Here is a 17,008-nt window from a genome sequence, read left to right as displayed (position 1 = left end):
CCCGGCCGCCCCGGCCGCCCCGGCCGCCGACGCCGCCGACGCCGCGCCCGTGGCCGGCATGTCCCCCGTGCCCATGCCGGCCGGTGCAGCCTTGTGCGACGCCCCGTGGTTCCGCTCCGGCTCCCGCGTGCAGATGGAAGGCGACGGCGAGATGCCGATGTCGATCACCATGACGCTGCGCGAGGTGATGCGCACGGCGCGCGGCTGCAGCGCCCAGCTCGAAGTGCGCTCCAAGTCGGCGCTGTCGGCGCTGATGGGCCCCCCGGTGGTGATGGACCAGGTGCACGAGATCAATATCGACCGCAGCAGCGCCACCATGCGCACGCGCATCGACAGCCGCAACGCGGTGATCAACGCCCGGGCCCGATATGCGCGGATGTTCGGCGAGGCGTCGTTTACGGGTAGCGGCGTTTTCAACTATGCCGGCGTGGAGATCAAGGAGGGGGCGATGCTCGAGGGCGAGACCTTCCAGTCGAGCGTCTCGCTGAAGATCTATCCGCTCGGCGCCGACGAGGTGGTGGGCACGATGCAGGCCCTGCATGCGTCGATCATCGTCGGCTCCCGCATGGTGGGGCGACGCCAGATGATCAATACCGTGATGGGACGCAAGGAGTGCATGCCCATCACTTATGAGAAGCGCACCTCGCTGGGCCCGTTGATGGTGGGCGACGAGATCCTGCAGCTGGAGCCGAGCGTGCTGCACGTCACCGACTGGTACTGCCCGATGGAGGCCTTCGTGCTGCGCACCGAAGTCCGCCAGAACAACAAGGTCCAGCGCGTGGACGTGACCGGGCTGGAAATGCTGGACCCCGAGGCCCCAGCGGAGCGCTGACACCCGCATCCGGCCAATAAAAAACCCCCCAATGTCTTGGGGGGCCTGTTTCCGCACGGGAAGATCCGTGACCGGCCAGCGGCCAATCAGTTGCCCTGCGTGGGCTTCTTGGTGGTCTTCTTGGTCTTGTCCTTCTTCGGCTGGCCCGACTGATCCACCAGATCCGCACGGGTGCTCTTGTTCGCGCCCTGGCTGTACGGGTCGAACTTGTCGCCGGACTTCGCACCCTGGCTGTAGGTGTCGAATTTCTCGCCGGACTTCGCGCCTTGCGAGTACGGGTCGAACTGCTTCTTGTCCTGTGCGATGGCCGCCACGGAGGCGGTAGCCAGGCCCAGCGCAACTGCGGTGGCGATGATCTTGTTCATGGGATCTCCTGAGTGGTGCCGCCTTCCGGCGGTTCGCGTTGTGCGGGCTTACCGGCCAGTAAACAGCATGTCAGCCCGCTCGGGCCAGTGTGTCCAAGGCCGGTGAAGCCGTCAACTCAGGGGTTTTCCGGGGGCGGCAGCCGCGTGCCGCCCCGAGATGGATGCCGAAAAGTGCTTATTCGGTCACGGCGTCAGAGGGGTGCTTCCAGGCCTGTGTGACCTCGGCGGAGGGCGCCAGCGCGAGGTTGGTGCCACGCGTGCCAATCGGCTGCTGGAACCAGCGCTTTTGCAGCGCGACGACGTCCGGCGTGGCGAAGGTGCCCGCCAGCGCCTGATCGACCAGCCGCTTCCACTCAGGGTCCGCCTTGGACATCATCAGCGCGTTCTGCTCCACCGACAGCGCCGGGCCGACAATCACGAACTGCGACGGATCCTTCGACTTGGCGCGCAGCCCGGCCAGCAGCACATCGTCCATGACGAAGGCCTGGGCGCGGCCCGTCTCCAGCAGCAGGAACGACTCGCCATGATCCTTGGCGTAGACGTCCCGATAGCCATAGTCGGCCTTCAGGCGTCGCACGTGGCGGTCGCCGGTGGAGCCGGCGCTGGTCACCACGGTCTTGCCACGCAGATCCTCGAGCGACTTGATACCCGAATCGGCCCGTACCAGCATCCGCACCGTGGATACATAGTGCGAAACGCTGAACGCCACCTGCTTCTGGCGCTCCAGCGTATTGGTATTGGGCGCGCAATCGAGGTCGACCAGCCCATTGACGACGGCCGGAATGCGGTTCTGCGGCGTCAGCGGCAGCCAGCGCACCTTGATCTCCTTCAACCCGGCCTTGACGCGGGCGGCCTCGGCGGCACGCAGGCAGAGATCCACCGCATACCCGGCCGGCTGGCCCTTGTCGTCGGCAAACGAAAACGGCAACGCCGATTCCCGATAGCCGAGCGTAATCGTGCCCGTCTCGCGAATCTTGTGGAGAACCGGGCTATCGGCATGGGCGAGAGCAGGCGCCACTACCCCGGCGAGCAGGGCAGCAGCGGCAATCAGGCGTTGCAGGGACGAAAACGAGGCAAACGGCGACATGGGATCCGAGGGTGCTGACGAAAGCGGCAAGGGTATACCCCGGGCCTGCGGCGCAGGAAGGATATTCTCGTCATAAGCAAATGCCCGGTTTTGGGGAACGGGCCGCGCTAGGTCAACCGGGAGCCGTCATAGGCCATCAGCGCCCAGACCACGGCAAAGGGGAGCGCGCGCAGGATGCGGGTCCGCATTCGGGCGCGCCTGGCAAGCAGGGGCCAGAGGGCGAGAGTACTGGTGGTCCAGAGTGAGATGCTTGATATCAGATAATTCTGCTGGGACCGATAAGCCCACATCGAAGCGGCTGGGCCTTCCTCTCCAAAGGGGTATTCATGAGGGACAGTCCATGCGTCCCAGATATCTGCAGGCATAATAACGACGATGAAGGCGAGAATGATGCCAGCGATTATTTTAATAACGAACCTGTAATTCCATATCTTTTGCACAATACATAAACTCCTTATTTCGATGCGCCGGGCAGTTCCTTCGAGATCCAGAAGTTCGATGATTTCCCGTGGCGTCGGCGTCGTGCCAAAAAGCCGATAACCGAATCTTTCGCGAACGAGATCTTCGAGGTCCCGCCGCAGTAAATGATTGTTTTTGATTTCGTTTTCCATGCGCTGGTCTGTATGACTAGGGTTGAACCAGCAGACGTTCTACCCGCGCATTGTCTGAGAGGTCTATCAGACGCGCCCAAGAATTGGGCATGGTTTGACTTTCATCGTGGCCGGCGCGCCATCCCACCTATCCTTGTTACATCCGTAACCTTTGACCCCCATCCGTCCCTGCACCAACAAGGTACAATCCCGCACCTTTGTATCGTTCTCATAACAAATGGGCACCCGTCCTTCTCGTTTGGCGTGCATTGACGCGCTGAAGGCGGTCAGCTCACAGCTGATCGTGTTGCACCATCTGGCCTTCTACGGGCCGATGTCCGATGCCGCGCACGCCCTTGCCCCGGGGCTGATTGGCTGGCTGGCCGACTATGCGCGCATTGCCGTGCAGGTCTTTCTTGTTGTCAGTGGTTTCCTGGCCGCGCGCAGCCTTGCGCCGGGCGGGATTCTGACGGCCGCGAATCCGCTGGGGACCATCTGGCGCCGTTATCAGAAGCTGGTGGTGCCGTTTGCCGTCGCCATTCTCGTGGCGATTGCCGGGGCTGCGCTGGCGCGCACCTGGATGACGCATGACTCCATTCCGGCCGCCCCGCACTTGGCGCAGTTCGTCGCGCATCTGCTGCTGCTGCACAACATTCTCGATGTGGACGCGCTGTCCGCCGGCGTCTGGTATATCGCCATCGACCTGCAACTGTTCGCCTTGCTCGTGATGGTGCTGTGGGTGGCGCGCGCGGCGCCGCGTCGGCGCCTGCCGTGGGGCATGGCGCTGGTGGGTGCGCTGGCCGTGGCGTCGCTGTTCTGGTTCAACCGCGACGCCAGCTGGGATATCTGGGCGATCTATTTCTTTGGTGCCTATGGCATGGGCACGCTGGCCTACTGGGTGTCGAACCCGGGGCGCTCGCCGATGGCGCTGATCCTGCTGGCCTCGCTGGGCGTGGCGGCGCTGGTGGTGGACTTCCGGCTGCGCATCGCGGTGGCGCTGGCCACGGCGCTGCTACTGGCCATCTCCCGGCGCGGGGACTGGCTGGAGCGCTGGCCCGGCGGCCGTCTGGCGGATCTCTCGGCCTATTTCGGCAAGATTTCCTATTCGGTCTTCCTGGTCCACTTTCCGGTTTGCCTGGTGGTCAATGCGGCGGTCTCGCACCTGGCGCCGGGGCAGCCCGTGCTCAACGCACTGGGCATGGGGGCCGCCTGGGTCGCCAGCAATCTGGCCGGGGCGGTGTTCCATCGCTATGTGGAATCGGTCGATGTCCTCCATGTGTTGCGCGAGGCGATCTGGCCGGCGCGTGACAAGTCGGTCACTTCCGAGGCCTGATCTGGCCTTAGCGCCTTAGCGCTCTCAGCTGTATGTCGGCACCAGCGCCTTGCGGGCGGCCGGGTCCTCGATGACCCGGCGCCAGTCCGCGGGCGCCCCGTGCGACATCCCTCCCACGGGCACCATGCCCGACACCTTGCCGGACGGCAGCACACATCGCACGCGCGGCCCGGGTGCCCGCTGGGCCTCGCCGGCCTGCGCCGACACCGTCACGCAGGAGGCGGGCAGCAGGCTGGCCGATGTCCCCGCGGCCTGCGCCGCCACAGGCGCCAACACGCTGAGGGATGCGGCGACTGCCGCTAAGGCGGATAGTAGTTTCATGATGTTCTCCATGCTGTGGCTGGCCCCGTCTGGGGCGCGATGCAGCCAGTATGGAAAATGCCTGTCGACCTCGACATAGCCGAAGTCCTAAATTGACCCCATCGCCCTGATGGTGCCCACCGCCTCGCCTTGGCGCGGGCAACGCACTGCCACGGTGCGTTCGGCGCCACACCTACCGTAACAACCCCACTTGGGCGATGGCACGAACGTTGCCTAGTATGGAGATACAAACCTGACCATTTGGTCAGGATTCCAGATACCGGGGCATCCGGGGAAGAGGCTGTCATGTCCGATCACATCGTCCTGACCTCGCACGCGCGCCGCGACAAGCCGGCCGAGCCGATCCACTGGGGCGCCCCCACGGCGGCCGAGCGGGGACCGGTCATCGCCAGCCTCACGGACCTCACGCGCCGCAACGTGATCGGCACCCACGCCGGGGCCTATGCGATCTATCGCGCGCTGGCGGTGGCCTCGGGCAGCCTGCAGCGCGCGCATCGGCCGGACCTGACCGACACGGCGCCGGCCGAGTCCATCGGGCCCCATGCCCAGTGGGGCGATCCGGACAAGATCGTCTCGCTCGACCCCTGGGGCCACCTCGTCTCCACCGTCTTCGCAGACCGCATCGCCGCCGGCGTGGACATCCGCCCGACCATCGCCGTCACGCGCGCCCATATCAATATGCCGGAGCTGACGGCGGCCATCGCCGCTGGCCGGCTGGTGCCCGATGGCGAGATCCTCTATCCCAATGGCGATGTGCGCGTGACCAAGGCCGCCGTGGACCCGGTCTGGTACCTGCCGGGCCTGGCGCGGCGCTTCAATATCAAGGAAAGCATCCTGCGGCGCAGCCTGTTCGAGCAGACCGGCGGCATGTTCCCGGAACTCGTCACGCGGCCCGACCTCAAGGTCTTCCTCCCCCCCATCGGTGGCATGACGCTCTATTTCTTCGGCGATGTGGCCAAGCTGGGCCAGCCGGAGACCCGCGTGGCCTGCCGCGTGCACGACGAATGCAATGGCTCGGATGTGTTCGGCTCCGACATCTGCACGTGCCGGCCCTATCTGGCGCACGGCATCGAGGTCTGTATCGAGATGGCGCAGCAGGGCGGCGTAGGCCTGGTGGTCTATAACCGAAAGGAGGGCCGCGCGTTGGGCGAGGTGACCAAGTTCCTGGTCTACAACGCGCGCAAGCGCCAGGTGGGCGGCGACCGCGCCGAAACCTACTTCGCGCGGACTGAATGCGTGGCGGGCGTGCAGGACATGCGGTTCCAGGAACTGATGCCCGACGTCTTCCACTGGCTGGGCATCCGGCGGATCGACCGCTGGGCGTCCATGAGCAATATGAAACATGGCGCGCTGACCGCGCAGGGCATCGAGGTGGTGGAGCAGGTGGCCATTCCCGAGGCGCTGATCCCGGCCGACGCGCGCGTGGAAATCGATGCAAAGGTGGCGGCGGGGTACTTCACGCGGTACACGCCGCCGGACGCCGACGAACTCGCCCTGGCAAAGGGCAGGGGGTTGAACGAATGAACCAGCATTCCGAAGGAGGGCAGGACGCACGGATCGATGGCGATGGCAGCGGCTGGCACACCCCGGTGCCGCCGGACCATCCCGCCTCGGCGCTGTTGAGCGCGGAGGCTGTGCGCAGCCGGTGCGCCATCGTGACGGAATACGTGGCGGCGGGCGAGTCTGCGCTCTTTACTTGGCATCCAGACCGGGTGCACGCCGTGGCGGACTACGTGGCGGCCACCATCCGGCGCCGCTACCGCGACCTCAAGGTGCCGTATCACAGCCGCTGGCGCCATTTCGAGAGCGGCGGTCCGGGCGAGGAAAAGCTCGACCGCTGGCAGATCCTGTGCGAGCGGGCGGGCATGTCCGGCGCCGATCATTGCGAGGAACGCGCGCGCATCGGCATCGACCTGGTCATCCCGAGCGTACTGCTCGATGCCGGTGCCGGCGCTGACTGGCGCTACCGCGATCCGGCCAGCGACCTGATGCTGACCCGCTCCGAGGGCCTCGGCGTGGCCAGCTTCGATCTCTTCGCGCGCGGCGGCTTCTCCGCCGAGCATGGCGACCCCTTGCGTGCCGATGGCGAGCGGCTGGCGCGCATGGACGCCTCGACCATCGCCACCGCTTTCCAGGTGGCCGCGCACAACCCGCTGGTGGGGCTGGAAGGCCGCGCCGGCCTGCTGCGCCGGCTGGGGGAGGTGGTGCAAGCCACCCCGGCCGTCTTCGGCACGCCGGCCCGGCTCGGCAATCTGTACGACTACTTCGCCAAACATGCCGTCGATGGCCGCATCGAGGCCAGCTTCGTGCTGCGCACGCTGCTGGTGGCGCTCGGGCCGGTCTGGCCGGGCCGCGTGCAGCTCGATGGCATCTCGCTGGGCGACTGCTGGCACCATGAAGCCGCGCCCGACGGGCTGGTGCCGTTTCACAAGCTCACCCAGTGGCTGACCTATTCGCTGCTGGAGCCGCTCGAGGACGCCGGCCTCATCGTCACCGGGCTGGACGCCCTGACCGGCCTGCCCGAGTACCGCAACGGCGGCCTGCTGTTCGATTTCGAGCTGATGGTGCCGCGCAACCCCGATTTCGCGGCGGGCACGCACACGGTGGATGAGCCGGTGATCGTGGAATGGCGCGCGCTGACCGTGACCGGGCTCGACCTCGTGGCCGAAGGGGTGCGGCAGGCGCTGGGCGTCACCCAGGAGGATTTTCCGCTGGCGCGGGTGCTGGAGGGCGGCACCTGGGCCGCGGGCCGGCGCATTGCCGCGCAGCGCAGGCCGGGCGGCACGCCCCCGTTCGCGATCCAGAGCGACGGCACGGTGTTCTGACGAGAGCCTTTTACCACCCACGTTTTTGCAGGCAGCCGGGCGCGGCGGGCCAGTGGCCCGTCGTGCCTGATGAAACCAGCGAGTCGACCCAAGGAGCGCACCATGAATGACCTGTCCGCCGTGCCTACGGCCGCGCAAGCCATTGCCGATACAGAGACGTCGCCGTCAGCCATGGTGATGGTGGTCAATCACCCGCTGGTGCAGCACAAGGTCACGCTCGCGCGCAGCGAGGAAACGACTACCGATAACTTCCGCCGGCTGGTGCGCGAGATCAGCCAGCTGCTGACCTACGAGGCCACGCGCGACCTGGCGATGGAGACCATCGCCATCAAGACGCCGATCGCGCCGATGGTGTCGCCGGTGCTGTCGGGCAAGAAGCTCTGTCTGGTGTCGATCCTGCGCGCTGGCAACGGCTTCCTGGACGGCATGCTCGACCTCCTGCCCGCCGCGCGCGTCGGCCATATCGGGCTCTACCGCGACCCCGAGACGCTGGAGCCCATCGAGTACTACTTCAAGATGCCGGAAGACATCCACGAGCGCATGGTGATCGTGGTGGACCCGATGCTGGCCACGGGCAACTCCGCCATCGCGGCACTGAACCGGCTCAAGGAGGCCGGCGTGACGACCATGAAGTATGTCTGCCTGATTGCCTCCCGCCCGGGGCTCCAGGCGCTGCGCGCGGCGCACCCGGACGTGGCGATCGTCACGGCGGCCATCGACGAGCAGCTCAACGAGCACGGCTACATCGTGCCGGGCCTCGGCGACGCCGGCGACCGGCTCTACGGCACGAAGTAATGGACGCGCTGGTCGCGCCCGCCGCCCGCGAAGCGGCGGGCCGCATTCGACAGGAGAACGAGGCGCTGATCCTGCGCGCGGCGGAATACGTGTTCGCCCGCGCGGGTTTCGCCGGGGCGACGATGGCCGACATCGCCCTGCGCGCCGGCGTGCCGAAGTCGAACCTGCACTACTACTTCCGCACCAAGCAGGCGCTGTACCGCGCGGTGCTGGCCCATACGCTGCAACTGTGGCTGTCCGAGACCGACATCATCAGCGTCGACTATCCGCCGGAGGTGGCGCTGGAGCATTACATCCGCGCCAAGATGCGGCTCTCCGCCAGCCACCCGGACGCCTCGCGCGTGTTTGCCAACGAGCTGCTCCATGGCGCGCCCGAGATCGGCGGGGTGCTGCGTGAGGCACTTCGTGAGTTGGTGGCGCGCAAGTCGGGGGTGATCCGCGCCTGGATCGCCGGCGGGCAGATGGCGGCGGTGGACCCGCAGCATCTGTTCTTCACGATCTGGGCCGCCACGCAGACCTATGCCGACTTCGAAACCCAGATCTGTGCCGTGCTGGGCGTGAAGCGGCTGGACGCCCAGGACTTCCAGCAAGCCACCGAGCATCTGGTGGCCTTGCTGTTGCGCGGCTGCGGGCTCGAGCCAGCGTCCGCCCGCGCGCATGGCATGGCCTGAGGCCGATGCTGGACCAGAAAAAAAGAATTCCAACGCAGTACTCGATCACGCGCAACGACGCGAAAGGGGAGTGAAGTCATGCCTATTGAAAGCTATCGCCGCACCTGGCTGAAAGTGGCGGCGGCGGGGGCCGCGCTGGCGGGTATCGTGGCCCTCGGCGCCACGCCGCTGGCCCATGCCCAGACAAAGGTGAAGGTGGCCGCGGTGTACACGGTGCCGGTGGAGCAGCAGTGGGTCTCGCGTATCCACAAGGCGCTGAACGAAGCCAAGGCGCGCGGCGAGATCGACTATGTGTTCTCGGAAAGCGTGTSGAATGCCGACTACGAGCGCGTGCTGCGCCAGTACGCGGAGCAGGGCTCGGGGCTGATCGTGGGCGAATCGTTCGCCGTGGAGGCCGCCGCGCGCAAGGTCGCCAAGGACTACCCGAAGGTCGGCTTCCTGATGGGCTCCTCGGGCAAGCCGCAGGCGCCGAATTTCTCGGTGTTCGACAACTACATCCAGGAGCCGTCCTATCTGACCGGCATGATCGCGGGCGGCATGACCAAGACCAACCACATCGGCATGGTCGGCGGCTATGCGATTCCCGAGGTGAACCGGCTGATGCACGCCTTCATGGAAGGCGCGCGCGAGGTGAACCCGAAGGTGAAGTTCACGGTGAGCTTCATCGGCTCCTGGTTTGATCCGCCCAAGGCCAAGGAAGCGGCCTTCGCCATGATCGACAAGGGCGCGGACGTGCTCTACGCCGAGCGCTTCGGCGTTTCCGACGCGGCCAAGGAGCGCGGCAAGCTGGCCATCGGCAACGTGATCAACACCCAGCCGCAATACCCGGCCACGGTGGTGGCCTCGGCGCTGTGGAACATGGAGCCGACGATTGGCGCCGCGCTGGCCAAGGTCAAGGCCGGCCAGTTCAAGAACGAGGACTACGGCCAGTATTCCTTGATGAAGGTCAAGGGCGCCGAGCTGGCGCCGCTGGGCACCTTCGAGGGCAAGGTGCCGGCTGACGTGATGACCAAGGTTAAGGCCAAGGAGCGCGCCATCCTCGATGGCAAGTTCACGGTCAAGGTGGTGGAAACGGAGCCGAAGTCCACGCCGTAAGGTTGGTTTTACTCCCCTCTCCCGCGTGCGGGAGAGGGGAGAACACCCACGAACATTGAAATGGCATCGCCTCCMGTCCTCCGTCTTTCCCATATCACCAAGCGTTTCGGCCCGCTGACCGCCAACGACGACATTTCGCTCGATCTCCAGCGTGGCGAGGTGCTCGCCCTGCTCGGCGAGAACGGCGCCGGCAAGAGCACGCTGGTCAATATCCTGTTCGGCCACTACGTTGCCGATGCCGGCAGCGTCGAGGTCGATGGCGCGACGCTGCCGCCCGGCAACCCGCGCGCAGCGTTGGCGGCTGGCGTGGGCATGGTCCACCAGCACTTCACGCTGGCCGACAACCTCACCGTGCTCGACAACATCCTGATCGGCACCGAGCCGCTCTGGCGCTGGCGCCAGCAGCGCGCCGCCGCGCTCGGGCGCGTTCAGGCCATCGCCCAGCGCTTCGGCCTTGCCGTCCAGCCCAACGCGCGGGTCGGCGCGCTGTCCGTGGGCGAGCGCCAGCGCGTGGAAATCGTCAAGGCGCTGTATCGCGGCGCCCGGGTGCTGATTCTCGATGAACCCACAGCCGTGCTGACGCCCCAGGAGGTGGACAGCCTGTTCACCACGCTGGCGCAATTGATCGCCGAAGGGCTGTCGGTCATTTTCATCAGCCATAAACTCGACGAAGTGCTGCGTGTATCACATCGCGTGGCGGTGCTGCGCGGCGGCAAGCTGGTGGCGATGCGCGCGGTCGGCGAGACCAGCAAGCAGGAGCTGGCCGAACTGATGGTGGGACGGCGTGTGGAGATGCCGCGGCGCGTGGCCGTCGAGACGGCTGGGGAACTGGTCGCCACCCTGCGCCGCGCCAATGTGGCGGCGGCCGAGGGCCGCGTGGCACTGCACGATGTCACGCTGGCGCTCCATGCGGGCGAGATCGTCGGCATCGCCGGCGTGTCCGGCAACGGGCAGGTGACGCTGGCCGAGCTGATGAGCGGCATGCTCGCGCCATCGTCCGGCACGGTGACCGTGGAAGGCATCGACCTGCCGGCCGTGCCTCGGCGCTGGATTGCCGCCGKCGTKGCGCGCGTGCCCGAGGATCGCCATGCCGAAGGCGCCGTGGGCGACTTGGCCGTGTGGGAGAACGCGATTGCCGAGCAATTGGGCAACCCGGCGTTCGTGCGCGGCGGGGTGATCCGCAGCGGACCGGCGCGGCGCTTTGCGGCGGCGCTGGCCAAGAAATTCGATGTGCGCGGCGGCGGCATCGACGCCCCCACGCGCACGCTCTCCGGCGGCAATATGCAGAAGCTGATTTTGGGGCGCGCGCTGTCGGTACGCGGCGCGCAGACGCCTCGGCTGGTCATCGCCAGCCAGCCCACCTGGGGGCTGGACATCGGCGCGGTGGCCTACGTCCATCGCCAGTTGCTGGAAGCGGCGGCGGCCGGGGCCGCCGTGCTGCTGATTTCCGAGGATCTCGACGAACTGCTGTCGCTGGCCGACCGCATCGCCGTGATCCATGGCGGACGGCTGACGCCGGCCCGCGCGGCGTCCGGCTGGACGCTCGGCACGCTGGGTCTGGCCATGGCCGGCGCGGACCACGCCGCAACGCACGGGGAGGTGGCCCATGCGGCTTGAAGCACGCACCACGGTCTCGCGCACCGCGCTGGTGGCCGCGCCGTTCGGGGCCATCGTCGCCACACTTGGTATTTGTGCCGTATTGGTCGCCTGGGCCGGCGCGCCGGTCGGCAAGGCGTATTGGCTGTTGCTCGAAGGCGGCTTCGGCTCGCGCTTCGCGTGGTCGGAAACGCTGACCCGCGCCACGCCGCTGATGCTGACCGGGCTGGCTGTGGCGGTGGCGTTCCGCACGCGGCTGTTCAATATCGGCGCGGAAGGGCAGTTGTACCTGGGCGCGCTGGCGGCGGTGGCCGTGGGCGGGCAGGTGGATGGGGCTGCCGTGCCTTGGGCGGCTTCGCTCCCGAACGGGCTGCTGTTCGGCCTGATGGTGGCGGCCGGCATGCTGGCCGGCGGGCTGCTGCTGCTGGTGCCGGCACTGCTGAAGCTGCGGCTGGGGGTGGACGAGGTGGTCACCACGCTGCTGCTGAACTTYATCGTCCTGCTGGGCGTGTCGATGATGCTGGATGGACCGATGAAGGACCCGCTGGCGATGGGCTGGCCGCAGTCCGTCGCGCTGGTGCCGGAACTCGAACTGTCGCGGCTGCTGGAGCGTTCGCGCGTGCATAGCGGGCTGCTGATCGCCGTGGCGCTGGCCGTGATCCTGTGGGCGGTCAACCGCTTCACGGTGTTCGGCCTGCAGATGCGTGCGGTGGGCGCCAACGCGCGCGCGGCGGCTTTCGCGGGCATGCCAGTGACGCGCGTGACCCTGCTGGCGGCGATGCTGTCCGGCGCGCTGGCAGGGCTGGCCGGCGTGGTGGAGGTGGCGGGGCGCACCGGCTACCTGACCCTCGACATCTCGCCCGGCTACGGCTACGCCGGGGTGGTCATCGCCATGCTGGCTGGGCTGCATCCGATCGGCGTGATCGCCGCGTCGGTGTTCGTGGCGGGCGTGCTGGTGGGTGCGGACGGCATGAGCCGCGCCGTGGGCGTGCCGAATGCCATCGCCGACGTGATCGTCGCCGTGGCGCTGCTGACCATGCTGGTAGCCACGATGCTGACGCGCTACCGCGTGCGGCTCGACCGCATCGGGAGGGCCGCCTGATGGAACTGCTCGATATCGTGAGCGCGGCGCCGTTCTGGGTCGCCGTGCTGCGCGTGGCCACGCCGCTGATCTTCGGCACGCTGGGCGTGCTGCTGTGCGAGCGCGCCGGGGTGCTCAACCTCGGCATCGAAGGGATCATGGTGGCCGGCGCCTTCTCCGGCTGGCTGGCGGTCTACCTCGGCGCGCCGCTCTGGGGCGGCGTGGCGGTGGCGGCGGGCGTGGGGCTGGCCTTCGGGCTGCTGCACGGCTGGCTGACCGTGTCGATGGCGCTGTCCCAGCACGTCGCGGGGCTGGGCGTGACGATGCTGGCCACCAGCGTGTCTTACTACGCCTACCGGCTGAACTTCGCGCAGGTGTCGTCGCCGCCGACGATCACCCCGTTCGCGCCGATGACGTGGTGGGCGCAGGTACCCGTCATCGGTCCCGTGATGGCCGCCGAGACAGCCCTGACGCTGCTGGCGCTGTGCATGGCGCCGCTGATCGGCTGGCTGCTCTATCGCACGCCGCTGGGGCTGGCCCTGCGCATGGTCGGCGAGAATCCGGCGGCGGCGGAGGGACAGGGTATCCGCGTGGCGGCCGTGCGGATCGGTGCGATCATGGCCGGCTCGGCGCTGATGGCCGTGGGCGGCGCCTTCCTGACGCTCTCCGCCTTCAACGCGTTCTTCTTCAATATGATCAACGGGCGCGGCTGGATCTGCGTGGCGCTGGTGGTCTTTGCCTCGTGGCGGCCGGGCCGGGCGCTGCTCGGCGCGGTGCTGTTCGCCGCGTTCGACGCCCTGCAACTGCGTCTGCAACAGGGCGGGGCGAGCCTGCCGGGGCTGCCGCCGCTGCCGTACCAGGTGTACCTGATGCTGCCCTATGTGCTGTCGATCCTGGCGCTGGTGCTGGTGGCGCGCCGCGCGGCCTATCCGCAGGCGCTGATGAAGCCGTACCGCAAGGGCGAGCGCTGATCCGGTCCCATCGCCCCCTATATATAAKAGAGAGATTCCACATGTTCGACCTGATCCTGCGCCGCTGCAGCCTGCCCGATGGCCGTACCGACATCGACATCGGCATCGCCAACGGCAAGATCGCCGCCGTGGAGCCGCGCCTGGCCGCCACGGCGGGCGAGGAGATCGACGCCGCCGGCCAGCTCGTCACGCCGCCGTTCGTCGACGCCCACTTCCACATGGATTCGACTTTGTCCTATGGGCTGCCGCGCGTGAACCAGTCCGGCACGCTGCTCGAGGGCATCGCCCTGTGKGGCGAACTGAAGCCGCTGCTGACGCAGGAGGCCATCGTGGAGCGCGCGCTGGCCTATTGCGACTGGGCCGTGGCCAAGGGGCTGCTGGCCATCCGCTCGCACGTGGATGTCTGCGATCCGCGCCTGCTGGCTACGGAGGCGCTGCTGCACGTGCGCGAGCGCGTAAAGCCCTACCTCGACCTGCAACTGGTGGCCTTTCCGCAGGACGGCGTGCTGCGGGCGCCCGGCGCGCTGGACAACCTGCGCCGCGCGCTGGACATGGGCGTGGACGTGGTCGGCGGCATTCCGCACTTCGAGCGGACCATGGCGGACGGGGCGGCGTCCGTAAAGCTGCTGTGCGAGGAAGCCGCCGCGCGCGGCCTGCGGGTGGATATGCATTGCGACGAGAGCGACGACCCGATGTCGCGCCATATCGAGACGCTGGCCAGCGAGTCCGTGCGGCTTGGGCTGCAGGGGCGCGTCACGGGCTCGCACCTGACGTCGATGCATTCGATGGACAACTATTACGTGTCCAAGCTGCTGCCGCTGATGCACGAGGCCGGCGTGGCGGCCATCGCCAATCCGCTGATCAACATCACGCTCCAGGGCCGGCACGACACCTACCCGAAGCGGCGCGGCATGACGCGCGTGCCGGAGCTGCTGGCGGCGGGGGTGCCGGTGGCCTTCGGGCACGACTGCGTGATGGATCCGTGGTACGGGCTCGGCACCGGAGACATGCTGGAAGTCGCCCACATGGGCCTGCACGTGGCCCAGATKACCGGGCAGGACGCCATGCGCGCCTGCTTTGCCGCCGTGACCGAGACGCCAGCCAAAATCCTCGGCCTGGACGGCTACGGCCTGGCCCCGGGCTGCCGGGCGGACCTGGTGCTGTTGCAGGCGCGCAATCCGGTGGAGGCCCTCCGCCTGCGCGCCACGCGGCTGGCCGTGCTGCGCGCCGGCAAGGTGGTGGCCCGTACCCCGGCCGCCACCGCCACGCTGACGCTGGACGGCCGGCCATCACAGGTGGACTTCCAGTTGCGCTAAGATTTTTTCGATAGCCTGTTGACAGAGGCTGACCATCGCAGCATAATCTCTTTCTTCGCATCGCCGCAGACATGCAGCGAGACGAAGCCCAGATGGCGGAATTGGTAGACGCACTAGGTTCAGGTCCTAGCGGTGGCAACACTGTGGAGGTTCGAGTCCTCTTCTGGGCACCAATATTTAAATGGCCCCGCGAAAGCGGGGCCATTTCTATTTGTACGGAAGAAAAGGCCCCTCGGGGCCTTTTTCGTTTTCGGCGCTTGTACGATCTCTGCGGGTTTTGGCTTGCGCGGCAGTTCACACAGGCATTCACCATCGCCGGATGTTTGACCTATGCTCAAGTCTGATCGGGCATGGTCAGAAACGCCCGGCAAGGTGGTTGCCATGAGAAAGCTGGCGTTGCGTGAGAGAGAGGAGCGGTCCGGGTGCCATCCCGGATGGAAACCTTGTGCCGCGACAGACTGGGCACATCATCCGTCGCTCCGATGGTGGTTGCTCATGGCGTTGATGGCCGGCGCAGTTGTGGTCCATGCGGAGGAGGCGGACAGTTGGAACGCGCCCGCCGCCGCGTCCGCCCCTGCGCCCKGGCCCACCGGCGAAGGCGCCGCGCCGCCCGAACTCGCCAGCGGGCATCCCAAGTCCCCCGCCCAGCCCGATGCCCTCGCGCCGCCACGCATGGTGGACGGCGATGACGGTCCGGGGCTGCCCCGTCCGCACTACGCTTCGCTGTCCGCGCAATCGCGGCCCGTCGACGACGCGCCGGGCCCCGGCGCCATCGATCGCCAGGTTGAGACCTATCGCGGCGCGCCCCGACCCGCCCGGTTGCACCTCGACGACGTGACCTCCGCCACCGGCTTTGTCGACAGCAGCGTGCGCAGCATGGCGTTGGCAATGAACACGCCACTGTCGCGCAACGCGGAAGGACTGACGCTGCAGTCGCGCGTGGAGATGGCCTATCGCCCCGGCATGTCGCCCGTCGGCAATAACTGGGACACCCCGCCCGGCGAGTCCAGCGCCACCGGCCTGGCCGTCCGCCTCTACGGCTCCCGCCCGACGCGCATCTCCGGCGTCTATCCCTATGTGGAAGCCGACTGGTGGCAGGACAACCGCGCCAAGACCATCAACATCAACGGCACCCGCATCGACACCGACCTGCTGCGCGGACTGCTGTCGTTCAACGTCGGCGCCCAGCGCAATTCCATCACCGGCCTGAAGGTCTGGATGAAGGGGCGCGCCGGTCGTAACCCAGGCGCAACGCTCGGCGCACGGTACCGCTGGTAACCATGCCGATTTTTTTCATCAAACGCTTGCACGAAAGGCGAATTGCGATACAATTGCGGCCTCGCGTGCGGCTGTAGCTCAGTTGGATAGAGTACTTGGCTACGAACCAAGGGGTCGTGGGTTCGAATCCTGCCAGCCGCGCCACTATTTGCAAGGAACACGGGATTGGCGTTTGCCAATCCCGTTTTTCTTTTGTCCTCGGACATCCTCCTGCAGGTCCTCCCGCTATTCGGCTTCCGCCTCGCGAAGCCGCCATCCCCCGTCCGTTCACACAATCCMGAAATCCTTCACTTCTCGCTGATCTGTMGCGTCGCTACACTGGTCGCTTAGGAAATTTCTCAGGCAGTCTCAGACATCAAGGAGAGAAGCATGAAGGCGCAGACGTGGGCATTCCCGATGGCGGCGATGACGGTGGCGGCGGGGCTGCTGATGGGGCAGGTGGGGGTGGCGTGCGCCGAGGGCGGGACGATCCGGTTCGAGGGGGCCGTCACCGCGCCGACCTGCGACATCCAGCCGCAATCCGGGGAGCGGCCGACGCTCCAGTCGCGCTGCCCGGTGCCAGGTGGTGCCGTCGTGCGGACCCTGGCGTTGCCGGCAGCCGGGGAGGGCGAGTCCGTGGGCCGTTATCACCTCAATGTCCGGCCGGCGGATGGCCCCGGTATCCCTGTCGGCACCCCCGCCGGCTATGTCGTGATCGCCACCTACCTGTAGCGCTGGGTTCCCGACCTGGCAGCCCTTGCCGGTATTCGCCCGAAGCGTGTTCGTTTCCCCCCTTAATTGGGTTGCCGGGACATTGACACGGGCGGATCGGCGGGCACATCATTCGTCCGGAAGAGATGCGCCTCCGGGGCG

At 67.2% G+C, this 17,008-nt stretch carries 17 protein-coding genes and 2 tRNA genes; 15 read left to right on the top strand and 4 right to left on the bottom strand.

What is annotated here, in order from left to right; translation table 11 throughout:
* The first annotated feature begins 49 nt into the window (after positions 1–49).
* Positions 50–832, top strand: coding sequence for a hypothetical protein (locus tag AC1EJR_RS21200; RefSeq protein WP_477147519.1), 783 nt, complete (start codon positions 50–52; stop codon positions 830–832).
* Positions 833–918: 86 nt separating this feature from the next.
* On the opposite strand, the gene AC1EJR_RS21195 is transcribed toward AC1EJR_RS21200, so the two are convergent.
* From AC1EJR_RS21195 to AC1EJR_RS21185, 3 genes are all read right to left on the bottom strand, one after another.
* Entirely contained in the window at positions 919–1,197 is a 279-nt protein-coding gene (locus AC1EJR_RS21195; RefSeq protein ID WP_092300721.1) for an amino acid ABC transporter permease, read from the bottom strand.
* A 175-nt stretch (positions 1,198–1,372) separates the two neighbouring features.
* Positions 1,373–2,284: an amino acid ABC transporter substrate-binding protein gene (locus tag AC1EJR_RS21190; RefSeq protein ID WP_477113635.1), complete on the bottom strand. Its 912-nt coding sequence runs from the start codon at positions 2,282–2,284 to the stop codon at positions 1,373–1,375.
* A 107-nt stretch (positions 2,285–2,391) separates the two neighbouring features.
* Positions 2,392–2,895 carry a hypothetical protein gene (locus AC1EJR_RS21185; RefSeq protein WP_454757778.1) on the bottom strand — a complete coding sequence of 168 codons (504 nt, stop codon included), beginning with the start codon at positions 2,893–2,895 and terminating at the stop codon, positions 2,392–2,394.
* Between the two features lie 217 nt (positions 2,896–3,112).
* Here AC1EJR_RS21185 and AC1EJR_RS21180 point away from each other — a divergent pair, with 217 nt between their 5' ends.
* Positions 3,113–4,207, top strand: coding sequence for an acyltransferase family protein (locus AC1EJR_RS21180; RefSeq protein ID WP_092300711.1), 1,095 nt, complete (start codon positions 3,113–3,115; stop codon positions 4,205–4,207).
* A gap of 24 nt (positions 4,208–4,231) precedes the next feature.
* Here AC1EJR_RS21180 and AC1EJR_RS21175 read toward each other — a convergent pair whose 3' ends face one another.
* Positions 4,232–4,528: a hypothetical protein gene (locus AC1EJR_RS21175; RefSeq protein ID WP_441645543.1), complete on the bottom strand. Its 297-nt coding sequence runs from the start codon at positions 4,526–4,528 to the stop codon at positions 4,232–4,234.
* A 285-nt stretch (positions 4,529–4,813) separates the two neighbouring features.
* Here AC1EJR_RS21175 and AC1EJR_RS21170 point away from each other — a divergent pair, with 285 nt between their 5' ends.
* From AC1EJR_RS21170 to AC1EJR_RS21110, 13 genes are all read left to right on the top strand, one after another.
* Positions 4,814–6,052 (top strand): GTP cyclohydrolase II, encoded by a 1,239-nt coding sequence (locus tag AC1EJR_RS21170; RefSeq protein ID WP_092300705.1) that lies wholly within the window; start codon positions 4,814–4,816, stop codon positions 6,050–6,052.
* Complete coding sequence (locus AC1EJR_RS21165) at positions 6,049–7,353, top strand: URC4/urg3 family protein (protein ID WP_477113633.1); 1,305 nt, start codon at positions 6,049–6,051, stop codon at positions 7,351–7,353. The genes AC1EJR_RS21170 and AC1EJR_RS21165 overlap by 4 nt, the downstream gene beginning before the upstream one ends.
* 102 nt (positions 7,354–7,455) lie before the next feature.
* A complete protein-coding gene (gene upp, locus AC1EJR_RS21160) occupies positions 7,456–8,148 on the top strand; it encodes a uracil phosphoribosyltransferase (protein WP_092300699.1) in 693 nt (230 codons plus the stop codon).
* Positions 8,148–8,819: a TetR/AcrR family transcriptional regulator gene (locus AC1EJR_RS21155; RefSeq protein WP_092300696.1), complete on the top strand. Its 672-nt coding sequence runs from the start codon at positions 8,148–8,150 to the stop codon at positions 8,817–8,819. The genes upp and AC1EJR_RS21155 overlap by 1 nt, the downstream gene beginning before the upstream one ends.
* Before the next feature lie 78 nt (positions 8,820–8,897).
* Positions 8,898–9,914 carry a BMP family protein gene (locus AC1EJR_RS21150; RefSeq protein WP_477147517.1) on the top strand — a complete coding sequence of 339 codons (1,017 nt, stop codon included), beginning with the start codon at positions 8,898–8,900 and terminating at the stop codon, positions 9,912–9,914.
* 60 nt (positions 9,915–9,974) lie between these two features.
* On the top strand, positions 9,975–11,531 hold the full coding sequence (locus AC1EJR_RS21145) for an ABC transporter ATP-binding protein (protein WP_477147516.1): 1,557 nt from the start codon (positions 9,975–9,977) through the stop codon (positions 11,529–11,531).
* Positions 11,521–12,612 carry an ABC transporter permease gene (locus AC1EJR_RS21140; RefSeq protein WP_092300687.1) on the top strand — a complete coding sequence of 364 codons (1,092 nt, stop codon included), beginning with the start codon at positions 11,521–11,523 and terminating at the stop codon, positions 12,610–12,612. Before AC1EJR_RS21145 ends, AC1EJR_RS21140 begins: the two co-directional genes overlap by 11 nt.
* The gene (locus AC1EJR_RS21135) at positions 12,609–13,562 is read left to right on the top strand and encodes an ABC transporter permease (protein WP_092300762.1); all 954 of its coding nucleotides are present in this window, start codon (positions 12,609–12,611) and stop codon (positions 13,560–13,562) included. The genes AC1EJR_RS21140 and AC1EJR_RS21135 overlap by 4 nt, the downstream gene beginning before the upstream one ends.
* 41 nt (positions 13,563–13,603) lie before the next feature.
* A complete protein-coding gene (locus AC1EJR_RS21130) occupies positions 13,604–14,878 on the top strand; it encodes an amidohydrolase family protein (RefSeq protein WP_477147515.1) in 1,275 nt (424 codons plus the stop codon).
* An 86-nt stretch (positions 14,879–14,964) separates the two neighbouring features.
* Positions 14,965–15,051: transfer RNA gene (locus AC1EJR_RS21125), tRNA-Leu, on the top strand.
* 322 nt (positions 15,052–15,373) lie between these two features.
* Entirely contained in the window at positions 15,374–16,156 is a 783-nt protein-coding gene (locus tag AC1EJR_RS21120) for a hypothetical protein (protein WP_477147514.1), read from the top strand.
* A gap of 67 nt (positions 16,157–16,223) precedes the next feature.
* Positions 16,224–16,300, top strand: a tRNA-Arg gene (locus AC1EJR_RS21115).
* A gap of 225 nt (positions 16,301–16,525) precedes the next feature.
* Positions 16,526–16,867, top strand: a complete 342-nt coding sequence (locus AC1EJR_RS21110) for a hypothetical protein (protein ID WP_092300678.1) — start codon at positions 16,526–16,528, stop codon at positions 16,865–16,867.
* Positions 16,868–17,008 lie beyond the last annotated feature (141 nt).

The organism is Cupriavidus sp. 05T42, from assembly GCF_056396345.1.
The sequence above is the reverse complement of the archived record's forward strand: the minus strand, read 5'-3'. Positions and strand labels throughout refer to the sequence as shown.

Excerpts from the sequence above, each read along its gene's own strand:
- AC1EJR_RS21195 (WP_092300721.1), bottom strand. The coding sequence starts at position 1,197 with ATGAACAAGATCATCGCCACCGCAGTTGCGCTGGGCCTGGCTACCGCC.
- AC1EJR_RS21190 (WP_477113635.1), bottom strand. The coding sequence starts at position 2,284 with ATGTCGCCGTTTGCCTCGTTTTCGTCCCTGCAACGCCTGATTGCCGCT.
- AC1EJR_RS21185 (WP_454757778.1), bottom strand. The coding sequence starts at position 2,895 with ATGGAAAACGAAATCAAAAACAATCATTTACTGCGGCGGGACCTCGAA.
- AC1EJR_RS21180 (WP_092300711.1), top strand. The coding sequence starts at position 3,113 with ATGGGCACCCGTCCTTCTCGTTTGGCGTGCATTGACGCGCTGAAGGCG.
- AC1EJR_RS21175 (WP_441645543.1), bottom strand. The coding sequence starts at position 4,528 with ATGAAACTACTATCCGCCTTAGCGGCAGTCGCCGCATCCCTCAGCGTG.
- AC1EJR_RS21170 (WP_092300705.1), top strand. The coding sequence starts at position 4,814 with ATGTCCGATCACATCGTCCTGACCTCGCACGCGCGCCGCGACAAGCCG.
- AC1EJR_RS21165 (WP_477113633.1), top strand. The coding sequence starts at position 6,049 with ATGAACCAGCATTCCGAAGGAGGGCAGGACGCACGGATCGATGGCGAT.
- upp (WP_092300699.1), top strand. The coding sequence starts at position 7,456 with ATGAATGACCTGTCCGCCGTGCCTACGGCCGCGCAAGCCATTGCCGAT.
- AC1EJR_RS21155 (WP_092300696.1), top strand. The coding sequence starts at position 8,148 with ATGGACGCGCTGGTCGCGCCCGCCGCCCGCGAAGCGGCGGGCCGCATT.
- AC1EJR_RS21110 (WP_092300678.1), top strand. The coding sequence starts at position 16,526 with ATGAAGGCGCAGACGTGGGCATTCCCGATGGCGGCGATGACGGTGGCG.